The sequence below is a fragment of the Humibacter ginsengiterrae genome, from assembly GCF_054780115.1.
The window spans coordinates 169,771-188,934 of sequence record NZ_BAAGWY010000007.1 but is presented as its reverse complement, the minus strand read 5'-3'; the positions used below and the strand labels follow the sequence as shown (position 1 = coordinate 188,934).

At 67.8% G+C, this 19,164-nt stretch carries 18 protein-coding genes and 1 tRNA gene; 9 read left to right on the top strand and 10 right to left on the bottom strand.

Going from position 1 to position 19,164, the window contains the following annotated elements; all coding sequences use genetic code 11:
* Positions 1-21 precede the first annotated feature (21 nt).
* Together ACYVII_RS10750 and ACYVII_RS10745 are read right to left on the bottom strand one after the other, a co-directional pair.
* A complete protein-coding gene (locus tag ACYVII_RS10750; RefSeq protein WP_460534745.1) occupies positions 22-1,326 on the bottom strand; it encodes an MFS transporter in 1,305 nt (434 codons plus the stop codon).
* Positions 1,327-1,330: 4 nt separating this feature from the next.
* Entirely contained in the window at positions 1,331-2,209 is an 879-nt protein-coding gene (locus tag ACYVII_RS10745; RefSeq protein ID WP_460534743.1) for a helix-turn-helix transcriptional regulator, read from the bottom strand.
* Positions 2,210-2,310: 101 nt separating this feature from the next.
* Here ACYVII_RS10745 and ACYVII_RS10740 point away from each other — a divergent pair, with 101 nt between their 5' ends.
* On the top strand, positions 2,311-3,102 hold the full coding sequence (locus ACYVII_RS10740; protein WP_460534741.1) for an SDR family oxidoreductase: 792 nt from the start codon (positions 2,311-2,313) through the stop codon (positions 3,100-3,102).
* A 16-nt stretch (positions 3,103-3,118) separates the two neighbouring features.
* On the opposite strand, the gene ACYVII_RS10735 is transcribed toward ACYVII_RS10740, so the two are convergent.
* Positions 3,119-3,964, bottom strand: a complete 846-nt coding sequence (locus ACYVII_RS10735) for a GNAT family N-acetyltransferase (protein ID WP_460534739.1) — start codon at positions 3,962-3,964, stop codon at positions 3,119-3,121.
* A gap of 249 nt (positions 3,965-4,213) precedes the next feature.
* On the opposite strand from ACYVII_RS10735, the gene ACYVII_RS10730 reads away from it, so the two are divergent.
* Complete coding sequence (locus ACYVII_RS10730) at positions 4,214-5,383, top strand: 3-deoxy-7-phosphoheptulonate synthase (protein WP_460534737.1); 1,170 nt, start codon at positions 4,214-4,216, stop codon at positions 5,381-5,383.
* Here ACYVII_RS10730 and ACYVII_RS10725 read toward each other — a convergent pair.
* On the bottom strand, positions 5,353-6,084 hold the full coding sequence (locus ACYVII_RS10725) for a GTP pyrophosphokinase (RefSeq protein ID WP_460534735.1): 732 nt from the start codon (positions 6,082-6,084) through the stop codon (positions 5,353-5,355). The genes ACYVII_RS10730 and ACYVII_RS10725 overlap by 31 nt on opposite strands.
* Before the next feature lie 100 nt (positions 6,085-6,184).
* Positions 6,185-6,679, bottom strand: a complete 495-nt coding sequence (locus ACYVII_RS10720) for a MarR family winged helix-turn-helix transcriptional regulator (protein ID WP_460534733.1) — start codon at positions 6,677-6,679, stop codon at positions 6,185-6,187.
* 143 nt (positions 6,680-6,822) lie between these two features.
* Between ACYVII_RS10720 and ACYVII_RS10715 the strand changes: the two genes are divergently transcribed.
* The 4 genes from ACYVII_RS10715 to ACYVII_RS10700 all read left to right on the top strand — a co-directional run bounded on the left by ACYVII_RS10715 (position 6,823) and on the right by ACYVII_RS10700 (position 10,073).
* Positions 6,823-7,275: an iron chaperone gene (locus ACYVII_RS10715; RefSeq protein WP_460534731.1), complete on the top strand. Its 453-nt coding sequence runs from the start codon at positions 6,823-6,825 to the stop codon at positions 7,273-7,275.
* A 51-nt stretch (positions 7,276-7,326) separates the two neighbouring features.
* Positions 7,327-7,398 (top strand) — tRNA-Gln (locus ACYVII_RS10710).
* A 202-nt stretch (positions 7,399-7,600) separates the two neighbouring features.
* Positions 7,601-9,064, top strand: coding sequence for a bifunctional UDP-N-acetylglucosamine diphosphorylase/glucosamine-1-phosphate N-acetyltransferase GlmU (glmU, locus tag ACYVII_RS10705; RefSeq protein ID WP_460534729.1), 1,464 nt, complete (start codon positions 7,601-7,603; stop codon positions 9,062-9,064).
* Entirely contained in the window at positions 9,039-10,073 is a 1,035-nt protein-coding gene (locus tag ACYVII_RS10700) for a ribose-phosphate pyrophosphokinase (RefSeq protein ID WP_460534727.1), read from the top strand. The genes glmU and ACYVII_RS10700 overlap by 26 nt, the downstream gene beginning before the upstream one ends.
* Here ACYVII_RS10700 and ACYVII_RS10695 read toward each other — a convergent pair.
* On the bottom strand, positions 10,045-10,824 hold the full coding sequence (locus tag ACYVII_RS10695) for a TetR/AcrR family transcriptional regulator (RefSeq protein WP_460534725.1): 780 nt from the start codon (positions 10,822-10,824) through the stop codon (positions 10,045-10,047). The two genes, ACYVII_RS10700 and ACYVII_RS10695, sit on opposite strands and share 29 nt — an antisense overlap.
* A 93-nt stretch (positions 10,825-10,917) precedes the next feature.
* Here ACYVII_RS10695 and ACYVII_RS10690 point away from each other — a divergent pair, with 93 nt between their 5' ends.
* Positions 10,918-12,414, top strand: coding sequence for an MFS transporter (locus tag ACYVII_RS10690; protein ID WP_460534723.1), 1,497 nt, complete (start codon positions 10,918-10,920; stop codon positions 12,412-12,414).
* Here ACYVII_RS10690 and ACYVII_RS10685 read toward each other — a convergent pair.
* Both ACYVII_RS10685 and ACYVII_RS10680 read right to left on the bottom strand, forming a co-directional pair.
* Positions 12,401-12,739, bottom strand: coding sequence for a DUF202 domain-containing protein (locus ACYVII_RS10685; protein ID WP_460534721.1), 339 nt, complete (start codon positions 12,737-12,739; stop codon positions 12,401-12,403). The genes ACYVII_RS10690 and ACYVII_RS10685 overlap by 14 nt on opposite strands.
* A gap of 10 nt (positions 12,740-12,749) precedes the next feature.
* Complete coding sequence (locus tag ACYVII_RS10680) at positions 12,750-13,109, bottom strand: YidH family protein (protein ID WP_460534719.1); 360 nt, start codon at positions 13,107-13,109, stop codon at positions 12,750-12,752.
* Positions 13,110-13,183: 74 nt separating this feature from the next.
* Here ACYVII_RS10680 and ACYVII_RS10675 point away from each other — a divergent pair, with 74 nt between their 5' ends.
* Entirely contained in the window at positions 13,184-14,686 is a 1,503-nt protein-coding gene (locus ACYVII_RS10675; protein ID WP_460534717.1) for an MFS transporter, read from the top strand.
* Here ACYVII_RS10675 and ACYVII_RS10670 read toward each other — a convergent pair.
* Together ACYVII_RS10670 and gndA are read right to left on the bottom strand one after the other, a co-directional pair.
* Positions 14,681-16,204, bottom strand: coding sequence for a SulP family inorganic anion transporter (locus ACYVII_RS10670; protein ID WP_460534715.1), 1,524 nt, complete (start codon positions 16,202-16,204; stop codon positions 14,681-14,683). The genes ACYVII_RS10675 and ACYVII_RS10670 overlap by 6 nt on opposite strands.
* A gap of 271 nt (positions 16,205-16,475) precedes the next feature.
* Positions 16,476-17,930 (bottom strand): NADP(+)-dependent, decarboxylating phosphogluconate dehydrogenase, encoded by a 1,455-nt coding sequence (gene gndA / locus ACYVII_RS10665; RefSeq protein ID WP_460534713.1) that lies wholly within the window; start codon positions 17,928-17,930, stop codon positions 16,476-16,478.
* A 147-nt stretch (positions 17,931-18,077) separates the two neighbouring features.
* Between gndA and ACYVII_RS10660 the strand changes: the two genes are divergently transcribed.
* Entirely contained in the window at positions 18,078-19,148 is a 1,071-nt protein-coding gene (locus ACYVII_RS10660) for a D-2-hydroxyacid dehydrogenase (RefSeq protein WP_460534711.1), read from the top strand.
* Positions 19,149-19,164 lie beyond the last annotated feature (16 nt).

Below are 19,164 nucleotides of genomic sequence, written 5' to 3'. Positions count from 1 at the left end.
TCAGAGCGTCGTCCGGGCGACCTATCGGGTTGCGGCGGCGTCGGGCAACCGGCGTAGGCGGCTGAGCGGCGAGAACACCACGATGCCGCACGCGAGCAGCCCGCACACGCAGCCGACCCACATGGTCGGCACGACGCCGATCCATCCGCCGAGAGCACCGGTGACGACGCCGCTGATCGGGATGACCCCCCACACCACGAACCGGATCGACGCGTTCATGCGCCCGAGGAGCGGGGGAGGGCAGATGCGCTGGCGGAACGACACCTGGGCGACGTTGTAGACGACGACGGCGAACATCAGGAAGAACTCGCCCACCACGAGCAGCGGCACCACACCGAACGCGACCGCGGATCTCGGAACGAGCGCGGCCAGCGGCACCAGGAACACGGCGACGCCGCTGACCAGCGCGGCCACGACGATGACGCGACCCTCGCCGATCCACCGTGACAGCGCCGGCGAACCGACCGCGCCCAGGATGCCGCCCACGGCACCGACCGCGGCCATCGCACCGTAGACGGCGGGCGAGAGCCCGAGCGTGCGCAGAACGAAGATCGACAGCAGCGTCGTCACGAAGCCCTCGAACAGGTTGAACGACGCGGTCATCATGGTGATGCGTCGCAGCAGCGAATTGCCGAACACGAACTTCAGTCCCTCGGCGATGTCGCGCACAAGGGACGAGTGCTCCGTCTTCTCGTGCCGCGGCTCGGGATCCCTGATCGAGGCGACGAACCCGAACGAGAACAGATAGCCGATCGAGGTGGCCAGCACTACCAGCGGCGGCGGCATGATCGCCAGCAGTCCCCCGGATGCCGCCGGTCCGCCCACACGTGCCACCTGCGCGCTGGTCTCGAGCCCCGAATTCGCAGCCGTCACCTGCCGTGACGGCACGATGCGCGGCACGTAGCTCTGGTACGTGACGTCGAAGAACACCGTCGCACCGCCCACCACGGCGCCGACCACGTAGAGGTACCAGATCTGCAGCAGGCCGAGCCACCACAGCAGCGGAATGGATGCCAGCGCAAGCGCGCGCACGAGGTCGGCCGCCATCATCACGCGGCGCTTGCGCATCCGGTCCACCCACGCGCCGACCGGCAGCCCGATCACGAGGAACGCGAGCGTCTCAGCTGCGCTGAGCAGACCGACCTCCTGCGCCGTGGCATCCAGGACCAGCACGGCGAGCACCGGGATGGCAAAGGTGCCGACCTGCTCGCCGGCCTGGCTGAGCGTCTCGCCCAACCAGAGCCGCAGGTATGTCGGATTGCGCCAGACGGATCGCGAGGCGACTACCTCGTCGGCGGTGTCGCGCGGGTCGGTGGTGTCGCGCACCCGCTCACTCTAACGACACGTTCGTTCGGTCTGAAGCGGCCGAGGAGGGCGAGAACGCCTGGATTCCCAGCACCGAGAGCAGTCGCAGCTTCTCCTCGGCGTCGCCGCCCGAGGCGGTGAGCACGAGCAGTGCCTGGCCCTGGTCCTCGGTGAAGAGCACCTGGCAGTCCAGCTCGATGGGACCGACCTCCGGATGCACCAGCACCTTGTGGTCCTCGAACCGCTTCGCCACCTCGTGCCGGTCCCACAGGTCGGCGAACTCGTCGCTCACCCGCTGAAGTTCGTGCACGAGCTCGCCCGCCCTCGACTGCGCGCCCATCGCTCCGTACGCGGCACGCAGGCTGGCGACCAGAGCGCGACTCTGCCTGTCGCGGTCGTGGGCGGGATACAGCATCCGTTCGGTCTGCGGATGTCTGAACCACCGGTACATATCGCTGCGCTCCCAGCCGGTGAGCGCGCTGCGATCGCCGAAAAGCGCGTCGGCCATGCGGTTCTGCACGAGCGTCTCGCCGAGGGCGGAGATCACAAGCGCGGGGGAGTCGTCGAGTCGATCGAGCACCCTCAGCAGAGCGGGTGCGACGTGTGCTCCGGTGGAGACCTGATCCGGGATGCCGTGGCCCGCCATGCGGTAGAGGTAGTCGCGCTCATCCCGGCTGAGCCGCAGCGCACGGGCGAGGGATGCCAGCATCTGCTCGCTCGGCTGCGGTCCGCGCTGCTGCTCGAGGCGGGTGTAATAGTCCACCGACATCGCCGCCAGTTGCGCGACCTCCTCGCGGCGCAGCCCCGGGGTGCGGCGTCGCGGTCCCTCCGGAAGGCCGACGTCGTGCGGCGTGAGCTGTCCGCGACGGCGGCGGAGGAACTCGGCGAGGGCTGCGGCATCCATGTGTCCATCTTGCTCGACCCCGCAGAGCCGCATCCAGGGATCGGCGATCCCCCGATAACCGCTCTCTGCCGCGCTTGGCAGCCCCGTTCCACGCTGGAGGCATGAACATCACCGGAAACACCGTCTTCATCCCCGGCGCGACCAGCGGAATCGGCCTCGCGCTCGCCATCGCCCTGCAGGAGCGCGGCAACGACGTCATCGTCGGAGGCCGCCGCGCCGAGCTGCTGCAGAGCATCCGTGCAGAGCATCCCGGCATCGACACGGTTCAGCTGGACACGGCTGACCCGCGGAGCATCCAGGATGCGGCTGACCGCGTTCTGACGGCGCATCCCGACCTGAACGTGCTCATCACGATGGCCGGCATCATGCGCATCGAGGACTGGCATTCGGCAGCTGGCTTCATCGAGACGGCGGAGGCGACGGTCACGACGAACCTGCTCGGCCCGATCCGGCTGATCGGCGCCTTCATCGAGCACCTTCAGAAGAGACCGGATGCCGTCATCATGACCGTCTCGTCCGGCCTCGGCTTCGTCCCCCTCGCCGTCACTCCCAGCTACAACGCCACCAAGGCGGCGGTCCACCAGCTCAGTGAAAGCATCAGGCTGCAGCTGGCCGACACCGGTGTGCAGATCATGGAACTCGTGCCGCCGGCTGTGCGTACCGGCCTCGTGCCCGGTCAAGAGGACAGCGAGTTCGCGATGCCGCTGGACGACTACGTGTCCGAGGTGATGGAGCTCATTCAGACGCAGCCGGATGCCCGCGAGATCCAGGTGCAGAACGTCAAGTTCCTGCGCTACGCGGAGGCACGCGGCGAGTACGACTCTGTGGTCGCGACGCTGAACCGGCTCGACCCGCACGCCCGCGGCGCAGCAGCGGAAGAGTCCGCCGCCTGATCCTGCCCGTTCTCGATCAGCCGGCCGGTGCCGACAGGTAGCGGTAGCTCGTCGCCTGCCGGAACCCCAGTCCGTCGTACAACCGTCGCGCGACCGCGTTCGAGGCCATCACCTGAAGCCAGAGCGCGGTCGTGCCCCGGCGTGCGGCGTGCTCCAGCAGCGTCGCGATCACGGCCCGTGCGTGTCCGCGGCCACGGGCATCGGGCCGTGTGGCGAGCGCGTAGAGGCCGCCCCAGTGCACCCCGTTCTGCTCCACGAGTGCGAGCCGGCCGACGGATGCCGCACCGCGCGCATCCCGCACCGTCGCGTAGAGCGCGGGACCGCCGGTGAGGATGCGCCGCGCGACCTCGAGCTCCGGCTCGCCACCGCGCCCGTCGACCTCCCACCACAGAGCAAGCCACTCGGCGTCGGGTTCCGCGCTCATGGTGACATTCGTTCCAGACGCCGGCGCTGCGGCGCTGCTCAGCGCTCCGGCCACGGTGTGCAGTCGCGCGGCGAGCAGTGGCGTCTCGCTGTCGGCGACGTAGCCCCGCGTGAGCAGCCTCGAAGCGAGAGCAGCGTCGGCATCCGTGATCTGGAACGTGGTTGGCAGCCCGCGTTCGCCGTACCAGCTCTCGACCATCGCGATCGCACCGTCTTCGTCCTCGATCTCACGAACGGGATAGACCGAGTTCGCACGCCGGGTCACCCCGTGCGCGAACCGGGCGATCCATCCGATGGATCCGTCCGGGCGGATCGGCGCGCTGCCCGCGACCTCGATCACGCGGCGCTCGACCGCGGGCCAGCCGGCATCCGCGAGCGCGGCCCAGTCCGCGATCAGGGCCGGGTCGGCGAAGGTCGCATCCCGTGCAGAAAAGTCCATCCGAAGACGCTATCGCGGCTCCGGCGACGACCGATTGCTATACCGCGGCCGTCGGTGATACGGTGACCCGCATGAGAACCCGCTGGTATGCGTATTTCGCGTTGGCTCTGGAGGAGCCGACGGTCGGGATGCGCTGACCAGCAGACTTCTCCAGAGCCAACGGGCAGGATCCGCAAGGATCCTGCCTTTCGTCTTAACCGGCGAGTTGGCCTGGCAGAGGCCTCTCGCTGAAAACCGAGAGGACCAGCCATGAATCCGCCAGCACATCCGGCCATCCGAAACACCCACGAGCCGGCCCCGGCAGTCGCGACGCAGTCACGGCATGCCCAGACGGGGCAAACGCCGAGCACCTCGAACACGAGAGTCGTCGCACTGGAACCGCTGCCCACGCCCGCCGAGGTTCGCGCAGAACTGCCGCTGAGCGCGGATGCCGCGACCCTCGTCGCCAGCAGCCGTCGCGAGATCGAGGCCGTGCTGCGCGGCGACGACCCGCGGCTGCTCGCGGTCGTCGGCCCCTGCTCCGTGCACGACCCGGATGCCGCTCTCGACTACGCGCGGCGCCTCGCGGTCCTCGCGCGGGAGCACGGCGACGACCTCCTCGTCGTGATGCGCGTCTACTTCGAGAAGCCGCGCTCGACCGGCGGGTGGAAGGGCCTCATCAACGATCCGCACCTGGACGGCACGCACCGCGTGGCCGAGGGCTTGCGCATGGCGCGGCGGTTGCTGATCGACATCCTCGAGCTCGGGCTGCCGGTCGGATGCGAGTTCCTGGAGCCCACGAGCCCGCAATACATCGCGGATGCCGTCAGCTGGGGAGCGATCGGCGCCCGCACCACCGAGAGCCAGATCCACCGTCAGCTCGCCAGCGGTCTCTCCATGCCGATCGGTTTCAAGAACGCGACGGACGGCGACGTGCAGGTCGCGGTCGACGGCTGCACGGTCGCCGCCCAGCGGCACGTGTTCTTCGGCGTCGACGACGACGGGCGAGCGGCCCTGGTGTCCACGAGCGGGAACGACGCGGGTCACGTCATCCTGCGTGGCGGCCGGGGCGCCCCCAACTACGACACGTCGAGCGTGGAGCACGCCACAGGCCTGCTCGCGCGAGCCGGACACACGCCGCGTGTGGTCGTCGACGCCAGCCACGGCAACAGCGGGAAGAGCCACGTGAGGCAGGCATCCGTGCTGCGCGAGCTCGCCGACCAGGTTCGTGCCGGTGACCCGATCGCGGGTGTCATGGCCGAGAGCTTCCTCGTGCCGGGCAACCAGCCGCTGACGGACGCCGGACGCGAGGGTCTCGTCTACGGCCAGAGCATCACGGATGCCTGCATCGGCTGGCAGGAGACGGCCGAACTGCTCGACGTGCTCGCGTCGGCCTCACACGACAGGCATCAGATGGCGATGGTCGGTGCGGACGGCTGATAGCCGCGCACCTCGTGGTGCAGCCGCTCCATCGTCGCGTCGAGGTGAGCGGCGGTCTCGGCCGCCTCGGTCAGGCCGTCGATCAGATGCTGAGGCACCTGCGCGTCGTATTTGTAATACGTCTTGTGCTCGAGGCTGGCCCAGAAGTCCATCGCGATGGTGCGGAACTGCACCTCAACGCGCACCTGCTCGGGGCCGCCGGAGAGGAACACGGGCACCTCGAGGATGACGTGCAGGCTGCGGTATCCGTTCGGCTTCGGGCGGGCGATGTAGTCCTTCACCTCGAGCACGGTGATGTCGTCCTGCGACGTCAGCAGCTCGACGATGCGGTACACGTCGCTGACGAAGCTGCAGATGACACGTACGCCCGCGATGTCCGACAGGCCTTCCCGAATGGAGTCGAGGTTGAAATCGACGCCCTTGCGGGCAGCCTTCTCCAGCACGCCCTCGATCGTCTTGACCCGGCACGAGATGCTCTCGATCGGGTTGTATCCGGCGGTGAGGTTGAACTCCTCGCGCAGGATGTCGAGCTTGGTCTCCACCTCGGAGACGCCGAACTTGTACCGCATCAGGAAGCGGGTGATCTCGTCGCGCAGCGCCGTCAGGTCGGAGATCGTTCCGCTGTCTGCGCGTTCGAGCAGCTCGAGCGTGCGGGCGCTGAGCAGCGGGCGTGCCACATGCTGTGGTTCCACGGCGGTCATGCCTGCGACGCTATCCGTGCCGACTTGGGGAGTCGTGTGAACTCGGTCTTAGTCCGTCTCGATGCCCGTTCATCGCCCCGTAGAAGCGCGCGGACACTCCTCAGTCGAAGTCGAGGCTGAGCTTGCGCAGCAGGCCGGCGAGCCGCGTCTGCTCGTTCGCGGGAAGGGTGCGGAGCAGTTCCGCTTCCGCGTCGACGAGCCGCGTGATGGCGGCATCCACCCGGGTGAGTCCTTGCGGCGTCATCCGCACCAGGATGCCTCTCCCGTCATGCGGGTCGGTCTGCCGCTCCACCAGCCCGCGCTCCACGAGCCGGTCGATGCGGTTCGTCATGGTGCCGGAGGAGACCAGCGTCTGGGTGAGCAAAGCCTTCGGACTCAGCCGGTACGGGTCTCCGGCGCGCCGGAGCGCGGAGAGCACGTCGAACTCCCACAGCTGCAGATCGGAGCGCCCGAAGGCACCGCGGCGCGCACGATCCAGGTGCTTAGAGAGCCGGTCCACCCGGGAGAGCACCTGCAGCGGGGCGAAGTCGAGGTCGGGGCGCTCGCGCTCCCAGGCGTCGACAATCCGGTCCACCTCGTCAGCGTGCTCCGCCATCCCTCCATTATCCGTAGCCCGGATGCCCGAACCTGCCACGTGAGCATCGCGCAGTTTTTGAGAAGCCCGCCTTCACCGGCGCTGCCTAGCATGAGGGCATCCGGGTCGAGAGGACCGCACCGCGAATCGAGGAGCGCAACGCTATGGCGCAGACCAAGAAGACATCGACGAAGCCGCAGTTCACCGAGGGGGAACGTGCGGCGATGAAGGAGTACGTCGAGGAGCTGAAGACGAACGCCAAGCGCGGCGGGAAGGCGACGAGGGAGGACGGTGAGCGCGATATCCAAGAGAAGATCGCCGCCATGTCGGAGTCCGATCGGGCGATGGCGGAGCGAGTGCACCAGATCATCACCGAAGCGGTCCCCGAGCTCATGCCGAAGACTTGGTACGGCATGCCTGCTTACGCCCTGGAAAAGGACACCATCTGCTTCTTCCAGCCGGCGGGCAAGTTCAAGGCGCGCTATTCGACGCTCGGGTTCAACGACGGGGCACAACTCGATGACGGCCAGATGTGGGCGACGTCCTTCGCGCTCACCGAGCTGACGCCCGCGGTGGCGAAGCGCATCGCCGAATTGGTGCGCAAGGCAGCAGGCTGAGCCGTCGCGCGCCGGAGGGCGCTCGCGTCTCTGGCAGACTGGAGGGCGCGATCCGCCGTGGTGTAATGGCAGCACGACAGCCTTTGGAGCTGTGAAGTCTAGGTTCGAGTCCTGGCGGCGGAGCTCGCGGTATGCAGGCCGGCGGAGCTCGCACATGCCTCCCGCGTTCTATAACAGGCAAGAATGCGCTTACCGCGCGGGAACAGGCAGGATTCGCCTGTTCCCACGTGATCTGCCTGTTTTCGGGGCAGGGCCAGTCGGAATTTCAGGCGTCAGGAGTCAGCCGGGTTCTCGAGGGCGGGATTCGGTCGGGAATACTTGTACGGTGACCGATCCGAACCTCGCCATCATCGTGCTCGCCGCAGGGCAGGGCACCCGCATGAAGTCCGCGACACCGAAGTTGCTGCACGAACTCGCCGGGGTGCCCATCGTCAGTCATGTGCTCGCCACGGCCGGCGCGCTCGACTCCGCAGTGGTGCTCGCCGTCGTACGGTACGAGCGCGACCGCCTCGCGGAGGTGATCTCCGCCGAGCTACCCACCGCGGTCATCGTCGACCAGGACGAGGTGCCTGGCACCGGTCGCGCCGTCGAGCAGGCGATCGCGGCGCTTCCCGCTGATTTCTCCGGTGAGGTGCTGGTGCTGAACGGCGACGTCCCGCTTCTGGATGCCGAGACCCTGCTTGACCTCGTCTCCCGCCACCGCGCGAGTGGAGCAGGCGCCACCGTGCTGAGCAGCATCGTCCAGGATGCCGCGGGTTATGGCCGCATCGTGCGCACGGACGACGGGTCGCTCGACCGCATCGTGGAGCACAAGGATGCCACGCCGGAGGAGCACGCGATCGGCGAGATCAACGCGGGCATCTACGTTTTCGGACTGAACGCGCTGCGTGACCAGCTGGCGAACCTCAGCACGGACAACGCACAGGGCGAGAAGTACCTCACCGACGTGATCGCACTGCTGCGGCGAGCGGGAAGCGAGGTGGAGGCAGTGCCCGTCGACGAGCCGTGGAAAGCCGAGGGCATCAACGACCGCGCTCAGCTCAGCGAGGCCGCCGCACGCTTGAACGCCCTGATCGTGCGCGGGTGGCAGCTGAACGGCGTCACCGTTCAAGACCCGGCGACGACGTGGATCGACCTGAAGGTCAAGCTCGAGAACGACGTCACGATCCTGCCCGGCACCCAGCTCAAGGGTGCCACGACCGTCGCCCGGGGTGCCGTCGTCGGCCCGGACACGACGCTCGTCGACTGCGAGGTCGGCGAAGATGCGACGGTGAAGCGCGCGGACGCGACGCTCGCGGTGATCGGGGCACGGGCATCCGTCGGTCCCTTCGCCTATCTGCGCCCGGGCACCGTGCTCGATGAGAACGGCAAGATCGGCACTTTCGTCGAGACGAAGAATGCGCACATCGGCGAAGGCAGCAAGGTGCCGCACCTGAGCTACGTCGGCGACACCACCGTGGGGCGCGGCGTGAACCTCGGTGCGGGAACCATCACCGCGAACTATGACGACGTCCTCAAGCACCGCACGGAGGTCGGCGATCACGTGCACACCGGTGCTCACAACGTGTTCGTGGCGCCCGTTAGGATCGGAGACGGCGCGAAGACCGGAGCGGGGGCCGTGGTCCGCAAGGATGTCCCGGCAGGAGCACTGGCCTTGAGCGTCGCCCCTCAGCGCAACATCGAGGGATGGGTCGAGAAGAACCGATCGGGCACGGCGGCCGCGGAGGTGGCGGAGCGTGCTCGATCCGCACAGGAAGCGGACGATGGGTCGCAAAGACAAGACGGTTGATCTCGACCGGGAGCGCGGAATAGCACCTGGCATCGTCGCCAAGACGAAGAAGCGACTTGTCGTTGCCGCGGGCATGTCGCACCGCAAGCTTGCTCACGACGTCGCGGTGGCACTCGGAACGGAGCTGGTGCCCACCGAGTACCGCACCTTCGCCTCGGGGGAGATCCTCACCCGGTTCGAGGTGTCGATCCGCGGCTGCGACGTGTTTCTCATCCAGTCGTTCGGGCCGCCGGTCAACGAATGGCTCATGGAGCTTCTGATCATGCTGGATGCTGCCAAGCGGGCATCCGCTAAGCGCATCACGGTGGTCGCTCCCTACTACCCGTATTCGCGGCAGGACAAGAAGGGCCGCGGACGCGAGCCGATCAGCGCCAGGCTCGTCGCCGACCTGCTGAAGACCGCCGGGGCCGACCGGGTGATGAGCGTGGACCTGCACGCTGCGCAGATCCAGGGGTTCTTCGACGGGCCCGTCGACCACCTCTTCGCGAAGCCCGTGCTGCTCGATCACTTCAAGCGGAGCCTGTCGCTCGAGGACCGCGAGAAGCTCACGGTCGTCTCGCCCGACACCGGGCGGGTGCGTGTGGCCGACCAATGGTCGGACAGCCTCGGGGCACCGCTGGCGATCATCCACAAGCGCCGCGACCCGAACGTCGCCAACCAGGTCACCGTGAACGAGATCGTCGGTCGCGTGCGAGGACGGGTGTGCCTGCTGGTCGACGACATGATCGACACCGGCGGAACGATCGTGAAGGCCGCGCAGGCGCTCAAGGAGAACGGTGCGGAGCGCGTCATCGTGGCCGCGACGCATCCGGTGTTCAGCGACCCGGCATCCGAGCGGCTTCAAGATGACTCGATCGACGAAGTCGTCGTCACCGACACGATTCCGGTGCCGGAGGAGAAGCGGTTCCCGAGCCTCACGATCCTGCCGATCGCTCCGCTGCTGGCGCGCGCCATCCACGAGGTCTTCGAGGACGGCTCGGTCACCTCGATGTTCGACGGAGCCGCGTAGCCGCGTCCTGCGACGCGGTTCCGGCGAGACCGTCGAAGAGCACGCGCAAGGTGAAGTCGAAACGCTCGTGCGCGTCCCCGGCGGCAAGCGTCTCCGCGTGCGCCACCGTGTTCGGGAAACGGTTGGCCGGCAGCATACGCAGACGTTCGACGATCTCCGCCTTGTTCAGCGACCGCTCGTCGGGGCCGCCGATGGATGCCTGTCTCAGCGACGCCTCCAGGCTGTAGGCGGCGACGTAGAGGTAGGCGGCATCGATCGCCCAGGCCGCGGACTGCGCAGGGACGCCGCCGGCCAGGAGGATGGCGAGCATGCCCTCGTTGATGCGGAGCGTGTCCACGCTGCTCGGCGTGGCGGCGAGTGCCGCTCGTGAGATGCCCGGGTACCGCAGGAACTGATCGCGAAGCTGCTCGCAGACGTCGATGATCTGCGCCCGCCAACGGGTACGGCTCGGCTTCGGCAGAACGACCTCGGAGCACAGTCGGCCGATCAGCAGGTCGTCGAGATCCGCCTTGTTGCGCACATGGCCGTAGAGCGACGCGGGCCCGGTGTGCAGCGCGGCGGCGAGCCGCCGCATGGTGAGGGCGTCGAACCCCTCCTTCGCCACGAGAGCGAATGCCGTGCTGGCGATCCTGTCGACCGTGATGGGCGTCTTGCGCGATCGCGTGCCGTTGTCCGCTCCGTCGAGGGCAGCGAGTTGGGCAGCCCAGCGGTCGCGGGAATCCGAGCTGATCTGGATGCTCCGGTCTGGCATGGGGTGAGCCTAACAGTTGACGCGAACATTGTTCGCTGATAGAACGGTGTTCGTTAGACGAACACCGTTCGTCATCGTTCGATGGGAGCATCTATGACCGCCTCGGCCCGACCGATCTCTGAGCAGCAGTCGACGTCAAGAGCCGCGTCGCGTGGTCGTTCGCCGCGCTCGCTCCGCGAGGCATGGATCGCCCTCGCGGGGCTCTCGGCGGTGTTCCTGTTCGAGATGCTCGACAACTCGATCCTCAACGTCGCCCTGCCAACGATCGGGCGCGAACTGCACTCCTCGACGACCGGCCTGCAGTGGGTGACGAGCGTCTACGCCGTCGTGTTCGGGGGTCTCATGCTCGTGTTCGGTGCGATCGCCGACCGATTCGGCCGTCGCCGCATCATGCTCATCGGGCTCGCGCTCCTTGCCGTGGCCAGCCTCGCGACGGCGTTCGTCGGCACCACAGCCGAGCTGATCGCGGTGCGCGCGGCGATGGGTGTGGCCGCCGCGATGACGACGCCGGGCTCGATGGCGTTGGCGTTCCGCCTGTTCGGCGACGACAGGCTGCGCGTACGCGCCATCACACTCATCTCGACCGTCGGTCTCGTGGGGCTTGCTGTCGGGCCCACGGCCGGCGGACTCGTACTCGTCATCGCGCCGTGGCAGGTACTGCTCCTGGTGAACGTGCCTATCGCCATCCTTGCCATGATCGGCATCCGCGTCGGCATTGCCGCCGACGACCCTGCGGAGCTTCATCGCGATCCTGTGGATGCCCCGGGTGCCGTGCTGGGCACGCTCACGATCGTGTTCGCCCTCGTCGCCCCGACGCTCTTCGTGGACGACGGTGCTGCGTCCTGGATGCCGTGGGCCGCCACCGCCGGGGCGCTCCTGTTCGCCGTGCTCTTCGTCGGGCGGGAGCGTCGCGCTCGTCACCCGCTCATCGATCTCGGCCTCATCTCCCGTCCATTGGTCTCCAGCGGTCTCGCGTTCAAGGCGGCCGCGGGCCTCGCCACCGCCGGTCTCGGATACCTGGTCACGCTTCAGCTGCAGCTCCAGTGGGGATGGCCGCCCGCCCTTGCCTCGCTCGGCATGCTGCCTCAGGTCGTCGTGCTTCTCGCCGGCGGTGCTTTCGTCGAGCCGTTGGTGCGGTGGGTGGGCCTGCGCCGAGCCGCGTGGCTGAGTGCGACCGCCGTGGTGGCCGGTCTTGCCGTCTATGCGGCGTTGAACCGATTCGGATACGTCTGGATCGCTATCGCCCTTGCGCTGGTCGCGGCAGGACTGCGCGTCGTCGGAGTCGTGGCCGCCACCAATGTGCTGCGCGGCCTGCCAGCGAACCGCACGACGATCGGAGCGGCGCTCGCTGACACCGCCACCGAGGTCGCCAACGGCATCGGCGTCGCGGTCACGGGCACCATCCTGGCTGCGGTGTTCGTAGGAAGCATCACGGCATCCCACTGGGCTGCGGGCCAGGCTGCCGAGTTCCAGACCGGCGTCACCGTCGGCGGCATCGCGTTGACCATCACCGCCGCCGCGCTCACCGCATGGGGAATCGTACGTTCGCGCCGCTCCGGCGACCAGAGGGAGCCAGTCAGCGCTGGATGAGCGTCGAGGCGATGCCGACCGCGCAGGCGACCAGGGTCGCCAGAGCGAGAAGCGCCATGGGCACGGTGGGGGAGGCCTGCGGCAGCCGATCGTGGTGCCTGCCCCGACCTGCCAGCGCCCGCCCGCGCGCATTGCCGTAGACGACGAACGCGGCGGCCGCGAGCAGGAGCAGAACACCCGTCGCGGTGAGCGGCAGGGCGCCGGACTGCCAGCCGTCGCGCACTGCCAGCAGGCCGTTCACAGCCAGCGCGAGGCACGTGCGCGACCATGACAGTGCGGTGCGCTCGCCCTGCAGTCCGGGATCGCGCAGCGAGTCGGCGCTCACAGGACGCCGCTCATCGCTGGTAGAGGGCGATCAGCACCGTGAGCACGGCGCCCACAGCGAGGATGACGGCCGCGATGAGCGGAACGGCGACCGTGAGCGGAAGCCGCTTGCCGTTTCGCATCGCGATCTCGTTCGCGCGCCAGCGAAGGTAGGCGATCACAGCGAGCACGGTGGCGAGTGCACCGAGCACGACCGCGAGGATGACGATCACCCAGTGCGGTCCGATGCGGGTGGAGAACTCTTCGAGCAGCACACCGCCCGCGAGAATGGCCAGCGCCGTGCGAATCCAGGCGAGGAATGTGCGCTCGTTCGCCAGCGAGAACCGGTAGTCCGGATCTTCGCCGCTCTCTCGCCACTTCGGTTCACGCATGCCGCACCTTCCGTTCGCGCCTGCGTCAAGATTAATGACCCGAAGATGTCGCCGGCTCTCGCTACGCTGTCCCGGTGACTGCACAGCCTGCCGCCGTTCCGAGCGACGACACGACTCAGCGTGACGCGCTGCACACCGAGCCCGCCACCGACGGTGCTTCGCAACGCGATTCGAGGGTGCTCTGGCTCCTGCTCGTGGCGACGTTCGTCGTCATCCTCAACGAGACGATCATGTCGGTGGCGATCACCGACATCATGCGCGACTTCCATGTGGATGCGCGTGCTGGTCAGTGGCTGACCACCGCATTCATGCTCACGCTCGCCGTCGTCATCCCGATCACGGGCATCCTGCTGCAGAGATTCAGCACTCGGGCGATGTTCATCGCCGCCATGACACTGTTCAGCACGGGCACACTCATCGCCGCCACGGCTCCCGTGTTCGGCGTGTTGCTGGCTGCACGGGTGGTGCAGGCATCCGGGACCGCAATCATGATGCCGCTCTTGATGACCACGATCATGACGGTCGTCGCGCCGGCCAAGCGAGGCCGCACGATGGGCAATGTGTCGATCGTCATCTCCGTCGCTCCTGCCATCGGGCCGACCATCGCCGGCGTCATCCTGAGCGCACTGGACTGGCGGTGGATCTTCTGGTTCGTGCTGCCCATCGCGGTCGCGATGCTGCTGGTGGGCGCTTGGCGGGTCCGCAACGTCTCCGCGACGGGCCAGGTACCCATCGACGTGCTCTCGGTGGTTCTCTCCGTCTTCGGTTTCGGTGGGGTCGTATACGGGCTGAGCAGGATCGGCGCGACGGATCAGGCGGCCTCCGGCGGCGCGATGCCGATGATCGCCGCGTTCGTGGTCGGTGGGCTGGCGCTGATCGCGTTCGTGCTCAGGCAGCTCTTCCTGCAGAAGCGCGATCGCGCGCTCCTCGACCTGCGCACGTTCGGCTCGTCGATCTTCTCGGTGGCGATCGTGCTGATGGCGGTGAGCATGGCGGCGCTGCTGGGCACCGTCATACTGCTGCCCATCTTCATGCAGCAGGTACTGGGACTCGATCCGCTCTACATCGGCCTGCTGCTGCTTCCCGGCGGCCTCATCATGGGGCTTCTCGCCCCGCTGGTCGGCAGGCTGTACGACCGTTTCGGCACGCGACCGCTACTGGTGCCCGGCGCCGTGCTGATGAGCGCTGCGCTCTGGATGCTCGCCCTCGTCGGCGCGCACACGTCGCCCTGGTATCTGCTTGCCGCACACATCGTGCTCAGCGTCGGGCTGGCATTCCTGTTCACGCCGCTCTTCACTGCGGGGCTCGGCGCCGTGCCCGAGCGGTTCTATTCGCACGGCAGCGCGATCATCGGCACCATCCAGCAGGTGGCGGGAGCGGCGGGCACAGCTCTGTTCGTTGCAGTCATGTCGGTGCGCAGCGCCGCGCTCACGAGCGCGGGAGCGAGCACGACCGATGCCACGGCATCCGGAATCGGACTCGCGTTCCTCGTCGGCGCCGCGATCTCGCTCGGCGCCGTCGTGGCCGCGTTCTTCGTGCGCACGCCGGCCACTGCCGGCGACGCGGTCGCGCTATGACGACCCGTTCAGTTCGCCAGTAAGTCTGCCGTGGAAGACGCGGCTGTGTTCGTTGAGCCCGACCAGCTCAACGGTCGCGCCGTGCGCGAGGTACTTCGTCTCGATGGCATCGAGAGAAGCGACGCTGGAAGCATCCCAGACGTGCGATGAGCTCAGGTCGATGACGACCTGAGCCGGATCGTCGGCGTAGGAGAACTGCTCGACGAGGTCATTGCTCGACGCGAAGAACAACGGACCGAGCACCCGGTACCGCACCGAGGCGCCGTCCGGTGAGACCGCGCGAGAGACGCGTACGACGTGCGCGATCCGGCGGGCGAAGAACACGAGGGCGAGGAGGATGCCGATGCCGACTCCGATCGCCAGGTTGTTCGTCGCCACGACGGTGCCGACCGTGACGAGCATCACGATCGTCTCCGGTATCGGCATCCGGCGCAGCGTCGACGGTCGCACGCTGTGCCAGTCGAGGGTGCGCACCGCCACGACCATCATCACCGCAGCGAGCGCGGCCATCGGGATGCTCGCCATCACGGGCGAGAGCACCGCTACCAGAAGAAGCAGGAACAAGCCGGCGACGAGCGTGGAGACCCGGGTCCTCGCCCGCCCGATCTCCACGTTGACGACCGTCTGGCCGATCATCGCGCATCCCGCGACGCCGCCCCAGAGACCCGCGAGGATGTTCGCCGCGCCGAGTCCCCACGACTCGCGCGCCTTCGCTGATCGGCTGTCGGTGAGCTCGTCCACGAGTTTCGCGGTCAACAGTGTCTCCAACAGCCCGACCAGCGCCGCGGCGACCGCGGTCGGGCCGATGATCTGGAGCGTCTGAAGATCGAGTGGCACCGTCCACGGCGTCAACCCCGGCAGTCCGCCGCTCACCGATCCTTCGTCACCCACTGTCGGCACGTGCAGTCCGAACGCGAAGGTCGCCGCCGTCACGGCCACAATCGCGACCAGCGGTGCCGGAACAGCCCGAGTGATCCGGGGCAGCAGCACAACGATCAGAAGCGTGACGGCGAACAAGGGATACACCTGCCAAGGCACGTTCACGAGGTGCTGTACCTGCGCCACGAAGATCAGCACAGCGAGCGCGTTGATGAAGCCGATCATCACCGACCGCGGGATGTACCGAACGAGCCGCGCCAGGCCCGCCGCTCCGAACCCGATCTGAATCAGGCCGGTCAGCAACACGGTCGGCAGCACGTAGCCCGTGCCGTGCGCCTGCACCATGGGTGCCAGCACGAGCGCGACCGAGCCCGCGGCCGCAGAGACCATCGCCGGGCGACCGCCGAGGAACGACATGACGACGGCGAGCACGACCGACGAGATCAGCGCGACATCGGGGCCGACACCCGAGATGAGCGAGAACGAGATCACCTCGGGAATGAGCGCGAGAGTCGTCACCAGTCCCGCCAGCACCTCGGTCGTCAACAGCCGGGGCCGGCGCAGCACGACGGCCACAGGTACCTGGCCGTTCGGCAGGCGGAAGTGAGTCGATTCAGGCGCGGTGGAAGCAGCAGGCATCTACACGGTGCGCCGCTCGGCCGCGCACGACCGCGCGGCAGTCCTTTCGGCAGCGGGCGAAGGGTTTTTCAGTGAGCTGATGGTGAGAGGGTGAACCGGTCTGATGCTCGGCGTCAGTGATCGCGCTACGCGCTCAACTGACTCAATCGGCAGGGCTGACCATGCGAGCATGCTCAACCCCCGCCTCAATCGTCAGTGATCGCGCTACGCGCTCAACTGACTCAATCGGCAGGGCTGAGCATCCGAGTATGCTCAGCCCTCGCCTGAATCGTCAGTGAGACGAGGGGGCGGTCTCGATCTCGCTGCGGTCGCCTGACCACAGCGTGTGGAACACGCCGTCCTTGTCGACCCGCTTGTACGTGTGCGCCCCGAAGAAGTCGCGCTGTCCCTGTACGAGTGCGGCCGGCAGACGGTCGGCACGAAGGCCGTCGTAGTAGGCCAGGCTCGAGCTGAACGCGGGGGAGGGGATGCCGCCCTGTGCGGCCGCGACGACCACCCGGCGCCATGCCTCCTGCGTGCGCTCGAGCGCGTCGCGGAAGTACGGGGCGGTGAGCAGCGCGACAAGTCCGGGATCGTCGGCGTACGCCTCGGTGATGCGGTTCAGGAACTGGGCGCGGATGATGCACCCGCCCCGCCAGATGGCGGCGATGTCGCCCTTCTTGATGTCCCACCCGTACTGCTCTGCGCCGGCCACGATCTCGTCGAAGCCCTGCGAGTACGCGATGATCTTCGACGCGTAAAGCGCCTTGCGCACGTCTTCGACGAAGCCATCGGCGTCATCGACCTTCCACGCCTCTGAAGGCCCCGGAAGGTCGGAAGCCGCCTGCCGCTGCGCCGGCTTGCTCGACAGCGACCTGGCGAACACCGCCTCGGCGATGCCCGAGACCGGGATGCCGAGGTCGAGCGCCGTCTGCACTGTCCAAGCTCCCGTGCCCTTCGCGCCCGCCTGGTCGAGGATGACGTCGACGAGCGGCTTGCCCGTCGCCGCGTCGACCTGACGCAACACCTCAGCAGTGATCTCGATGAGGTAGCTCTCCAGCTCGCCCTTGTTCCACTCGGCGAAGATGTCCGCGATCTCGGCGGGGGACTTGCCCGTGCCACGTCGGATGAGGTCGTACGCTTCCGCGATCAGCTGCATGTCGGCGTACTCGATGCCGTTGTGCACCATCTTCACGAAGTGACCGGCGCCGTCGTGCCCGACGTGGGTAACGCACGGCTCGCCCTCGGCGACGGCGGCGATCGACCGGAGGATCGGGCCGAGCGTCACCCACGACTCGTCCGAGCCGCCCGGCATGATCGACGGACCGTGCAGCGCACCCTCCTCGCCACCGGAGATGCCGGCGCCGACGAAGTTGATGCCGGTCTCGCGCACCGCCTTCTCACGGCGGATGGTGTCTGTGAAGAGCGCGTTTCCGCCGTCGACGATGATGTCGCCCGGTTCGAAGACCTTGACGAGCTCGTCGATCACGGCATCCGTTCCGCGGCCGGCCTGCACCATGATGATCGCCGTGCGCGGCTTCGAGAGCGTCGCCGCGAACTCCTCGTAGCTGGATGTCGGCAGGAAGCCCGCCTCCGGGTGCTCGTCGAGCAGCGTCTGCGTCTTCTCATAGGTACGGTTGAAGATCGCAACGGTGTTGCCCTCACGGCTGGCGAGGTTGCGGGCGAGGTTGGAGCCCATCACCGCCAGGCCGACGACGCCGATGTTCGCTGCTGCTTCGTGGGACATGGGGCTCCTTCGCGGGATGTGTTCGGGGGATCGGATTCAGCTCAATCAAGCGTAGTCTGCGGAGGCTGGCCAATATATCGAACGCTGTTCAAGTGAGTGAATGCACGGGTAACATGGCCGTCATACACCCGCTCGATGGAGGCCACGATGACCGAAGACCGGCCGATGACCCAGCAACGCCTTAACGCCGCCGTGGCGACACCGCTCAGCGAGGAGTTGTGCGCACTGATCGAGCGGCTCGAACCGCGGGTGCGGCTCGTGCGCGATCAGGACCTGCTTCCCACGATGAGGCATCCGGCCGACTTCTCCGGCGACCCGTCGTTCCGGCGCACCGACGAGCAGCAGGCTCGCTTCGAGGCGATGCTCGATGGCGCCGATGTGCTCTACGGGATTCCCGATGTGGATCCGGCAGCACTACGCCGCGTCGTTCGTGCCAACCCGCGCCTGCGCTGGGTGCAGGTGATGGCCGCCGGCGGGGGCAGCCAGGTGAAGGCGGCGGGACTGACCTCGGCCGAGTTGCAACGCGTGGTCTTCACGACGGGTGCTGGCGTTCACGGCGGGCCGCTCGCCGAGTTCGCGCTGTTCGGCCTGCTAGCCGGCGCCAAGAGACTGCCGCGGCTGAAGGCGCAGCAGGAGTGCCACGAGTGGAGCGGACGCTTCGAGATGGCGCAGCTCGCTGAGCAGACCGTGCTTGTGCTCGGTCTCGGCGGCATCGGCAAGGAGATCGCCCGGCTCCTCAAGGCGTTCGGTTCACGCGTCGTGGGCGTGTCGAGACATGGTGCGCCCGTCCCATCGGTCGATGAGCTCGTGCACCCCGACCGCATCGTCGAGGCGGCGAGCCACATCGACGCCGTCGTGGCCGCCTTGCCGGGCACGGCAGCGACCGAAAGGATGCTCGGCGACGCATTCTTCTCCGCTCTGCGTCCCGGGGCGACAGTCGTGAACGTGGGCCGCGGCACGGTGATCGACGAAGCCGCGCTCATGGCTGCGCTCGATGACGGACGCGTCGGCTTCGCGGCGCTCGACGTCGTCGCGGTCGAGCCGCTGGCCGCCGACAGTTCGCTGTGGGATCATCCGAGGGTCCTGATCAGCCCGCACACCGCCGCGCTGACCGCGGCCGAGGACCGGCGGCTCGCCGAGCTGTTCGCCGGCAATGCGACGCGGCTGCTCGACGGACGACCGCTGCGCAACGTCGTCGACGTCGTCGACTTCTACTGAGCTCGAAACGGGCAGG

What these genes read in the sequence shown, in the direction of transcription:
- ACYVII_RS10730 (WP_460534737.1), top strand. Translation starts at nt 4,214, where the DNA reads ATGAATCCGCCAGCACATCCGGCCATCCGAAACACCCACGAGCCGGCC.
- ACYVII_RS10720 (WP_460534733.1), bottom strand. Translation starts at nt 6,679, where the DNA reads ATGGCGGAGCACGCTGACGAGGTGGACCGGATTGTCGACGCCTGGGAG.
- ACYVII_RS10725 (WP_460534735.1), bottom strand. Translation starts at nt 6,084, where the DNA reads ATGACCGCCGTGGAACCACAGCATGTGGCACGCCCGCTGCTCAGCGCC.
- ACYVII_RS10670 (WP_460534715.1), bottom strand. Translation starts at nt 16,204, where the DNA reads ATGCCTGCTGCTTCCACCGCGCCTGAATCGACTCACTTCCGCCTGCCG.
- ACYVII_RS10740 (WP_460534741.1), top strand. Translation starts at nt 2,311, where the DNA reads ATGAACATCACCGGAAACACCGTCTTCATCCCCGGCGCGACCAGCGGA.
- ACYVII_RS10735 (WP_460534739.1), bottom strand. Translation starts at nt 3,964, where the DNA reads ATGGACTTTTCTGCACGGGATGCGACCTTCGCCGACCCGGCCCTGATC.
- ACYVII_RS10690 (WP_460534723.1), top strand. Translation starts at nt 10,918, where the DNA reads ATGACCGCCTCGGCCCGACCGATCTCTGAGCAGCAGTCGACGTCAAGA.
- ACYVII_RS10700 (WP_460534727.1), top strand. Translation starts at nt 9,039, where the DNA reads ATGGGTCGCAAAGACAAGACGGTTGATCTCGACCGGGAGCGCGGAATA.
- ACYVII_RS10745 (WP_460534743.1), bottom strand. Translation starts at nt 2,209, where the DNA reads ATGGATGCCGCAGCCCTCGCCGAGTTCCTCCGCCGCCGTCGCGGACAG.
- ACYVII_RS10660 (WP_460534711.1), top strand. Translation starts at nt 18,078, where the DNA reads ATGACCGAAGACCGGCCGATGACCCAGCAACGCCTTAACGCCGCCGTG.
- ACYVII_RS10680 (WP_460534719.1), bottom strand. Translation starts at nt 13,109, where the DNA reads ATGCGTGAACCGAAGTGGCGAGAGAGCGGCGAAGATCCGGACTACCGG.
- gndA (WP_460534713.1), bottom strand. Translation starts at nt 17,930, where the DNA reads ATGTCCCACGAAGCAGCAGCGAACATCGGCGTCGTCGGCCTGGCGGTG.
- ACYVII_RS10695 (WP_460534725.1), bottom strand. Translation starts at nt 10,824, where the DNA reads ATGCCAGACCGGAGCATCCAGATCAGCTCGGATTCCCGCGACCGCTGG.
- ACYVII_RS10715 (WP_460534731.1), top strand. Translation starts at nt 6,823, where the DNA reads ATGGCGCAGACCAAGAAGACATCGACGAAGCCGCAGTTCACCGAGGGG.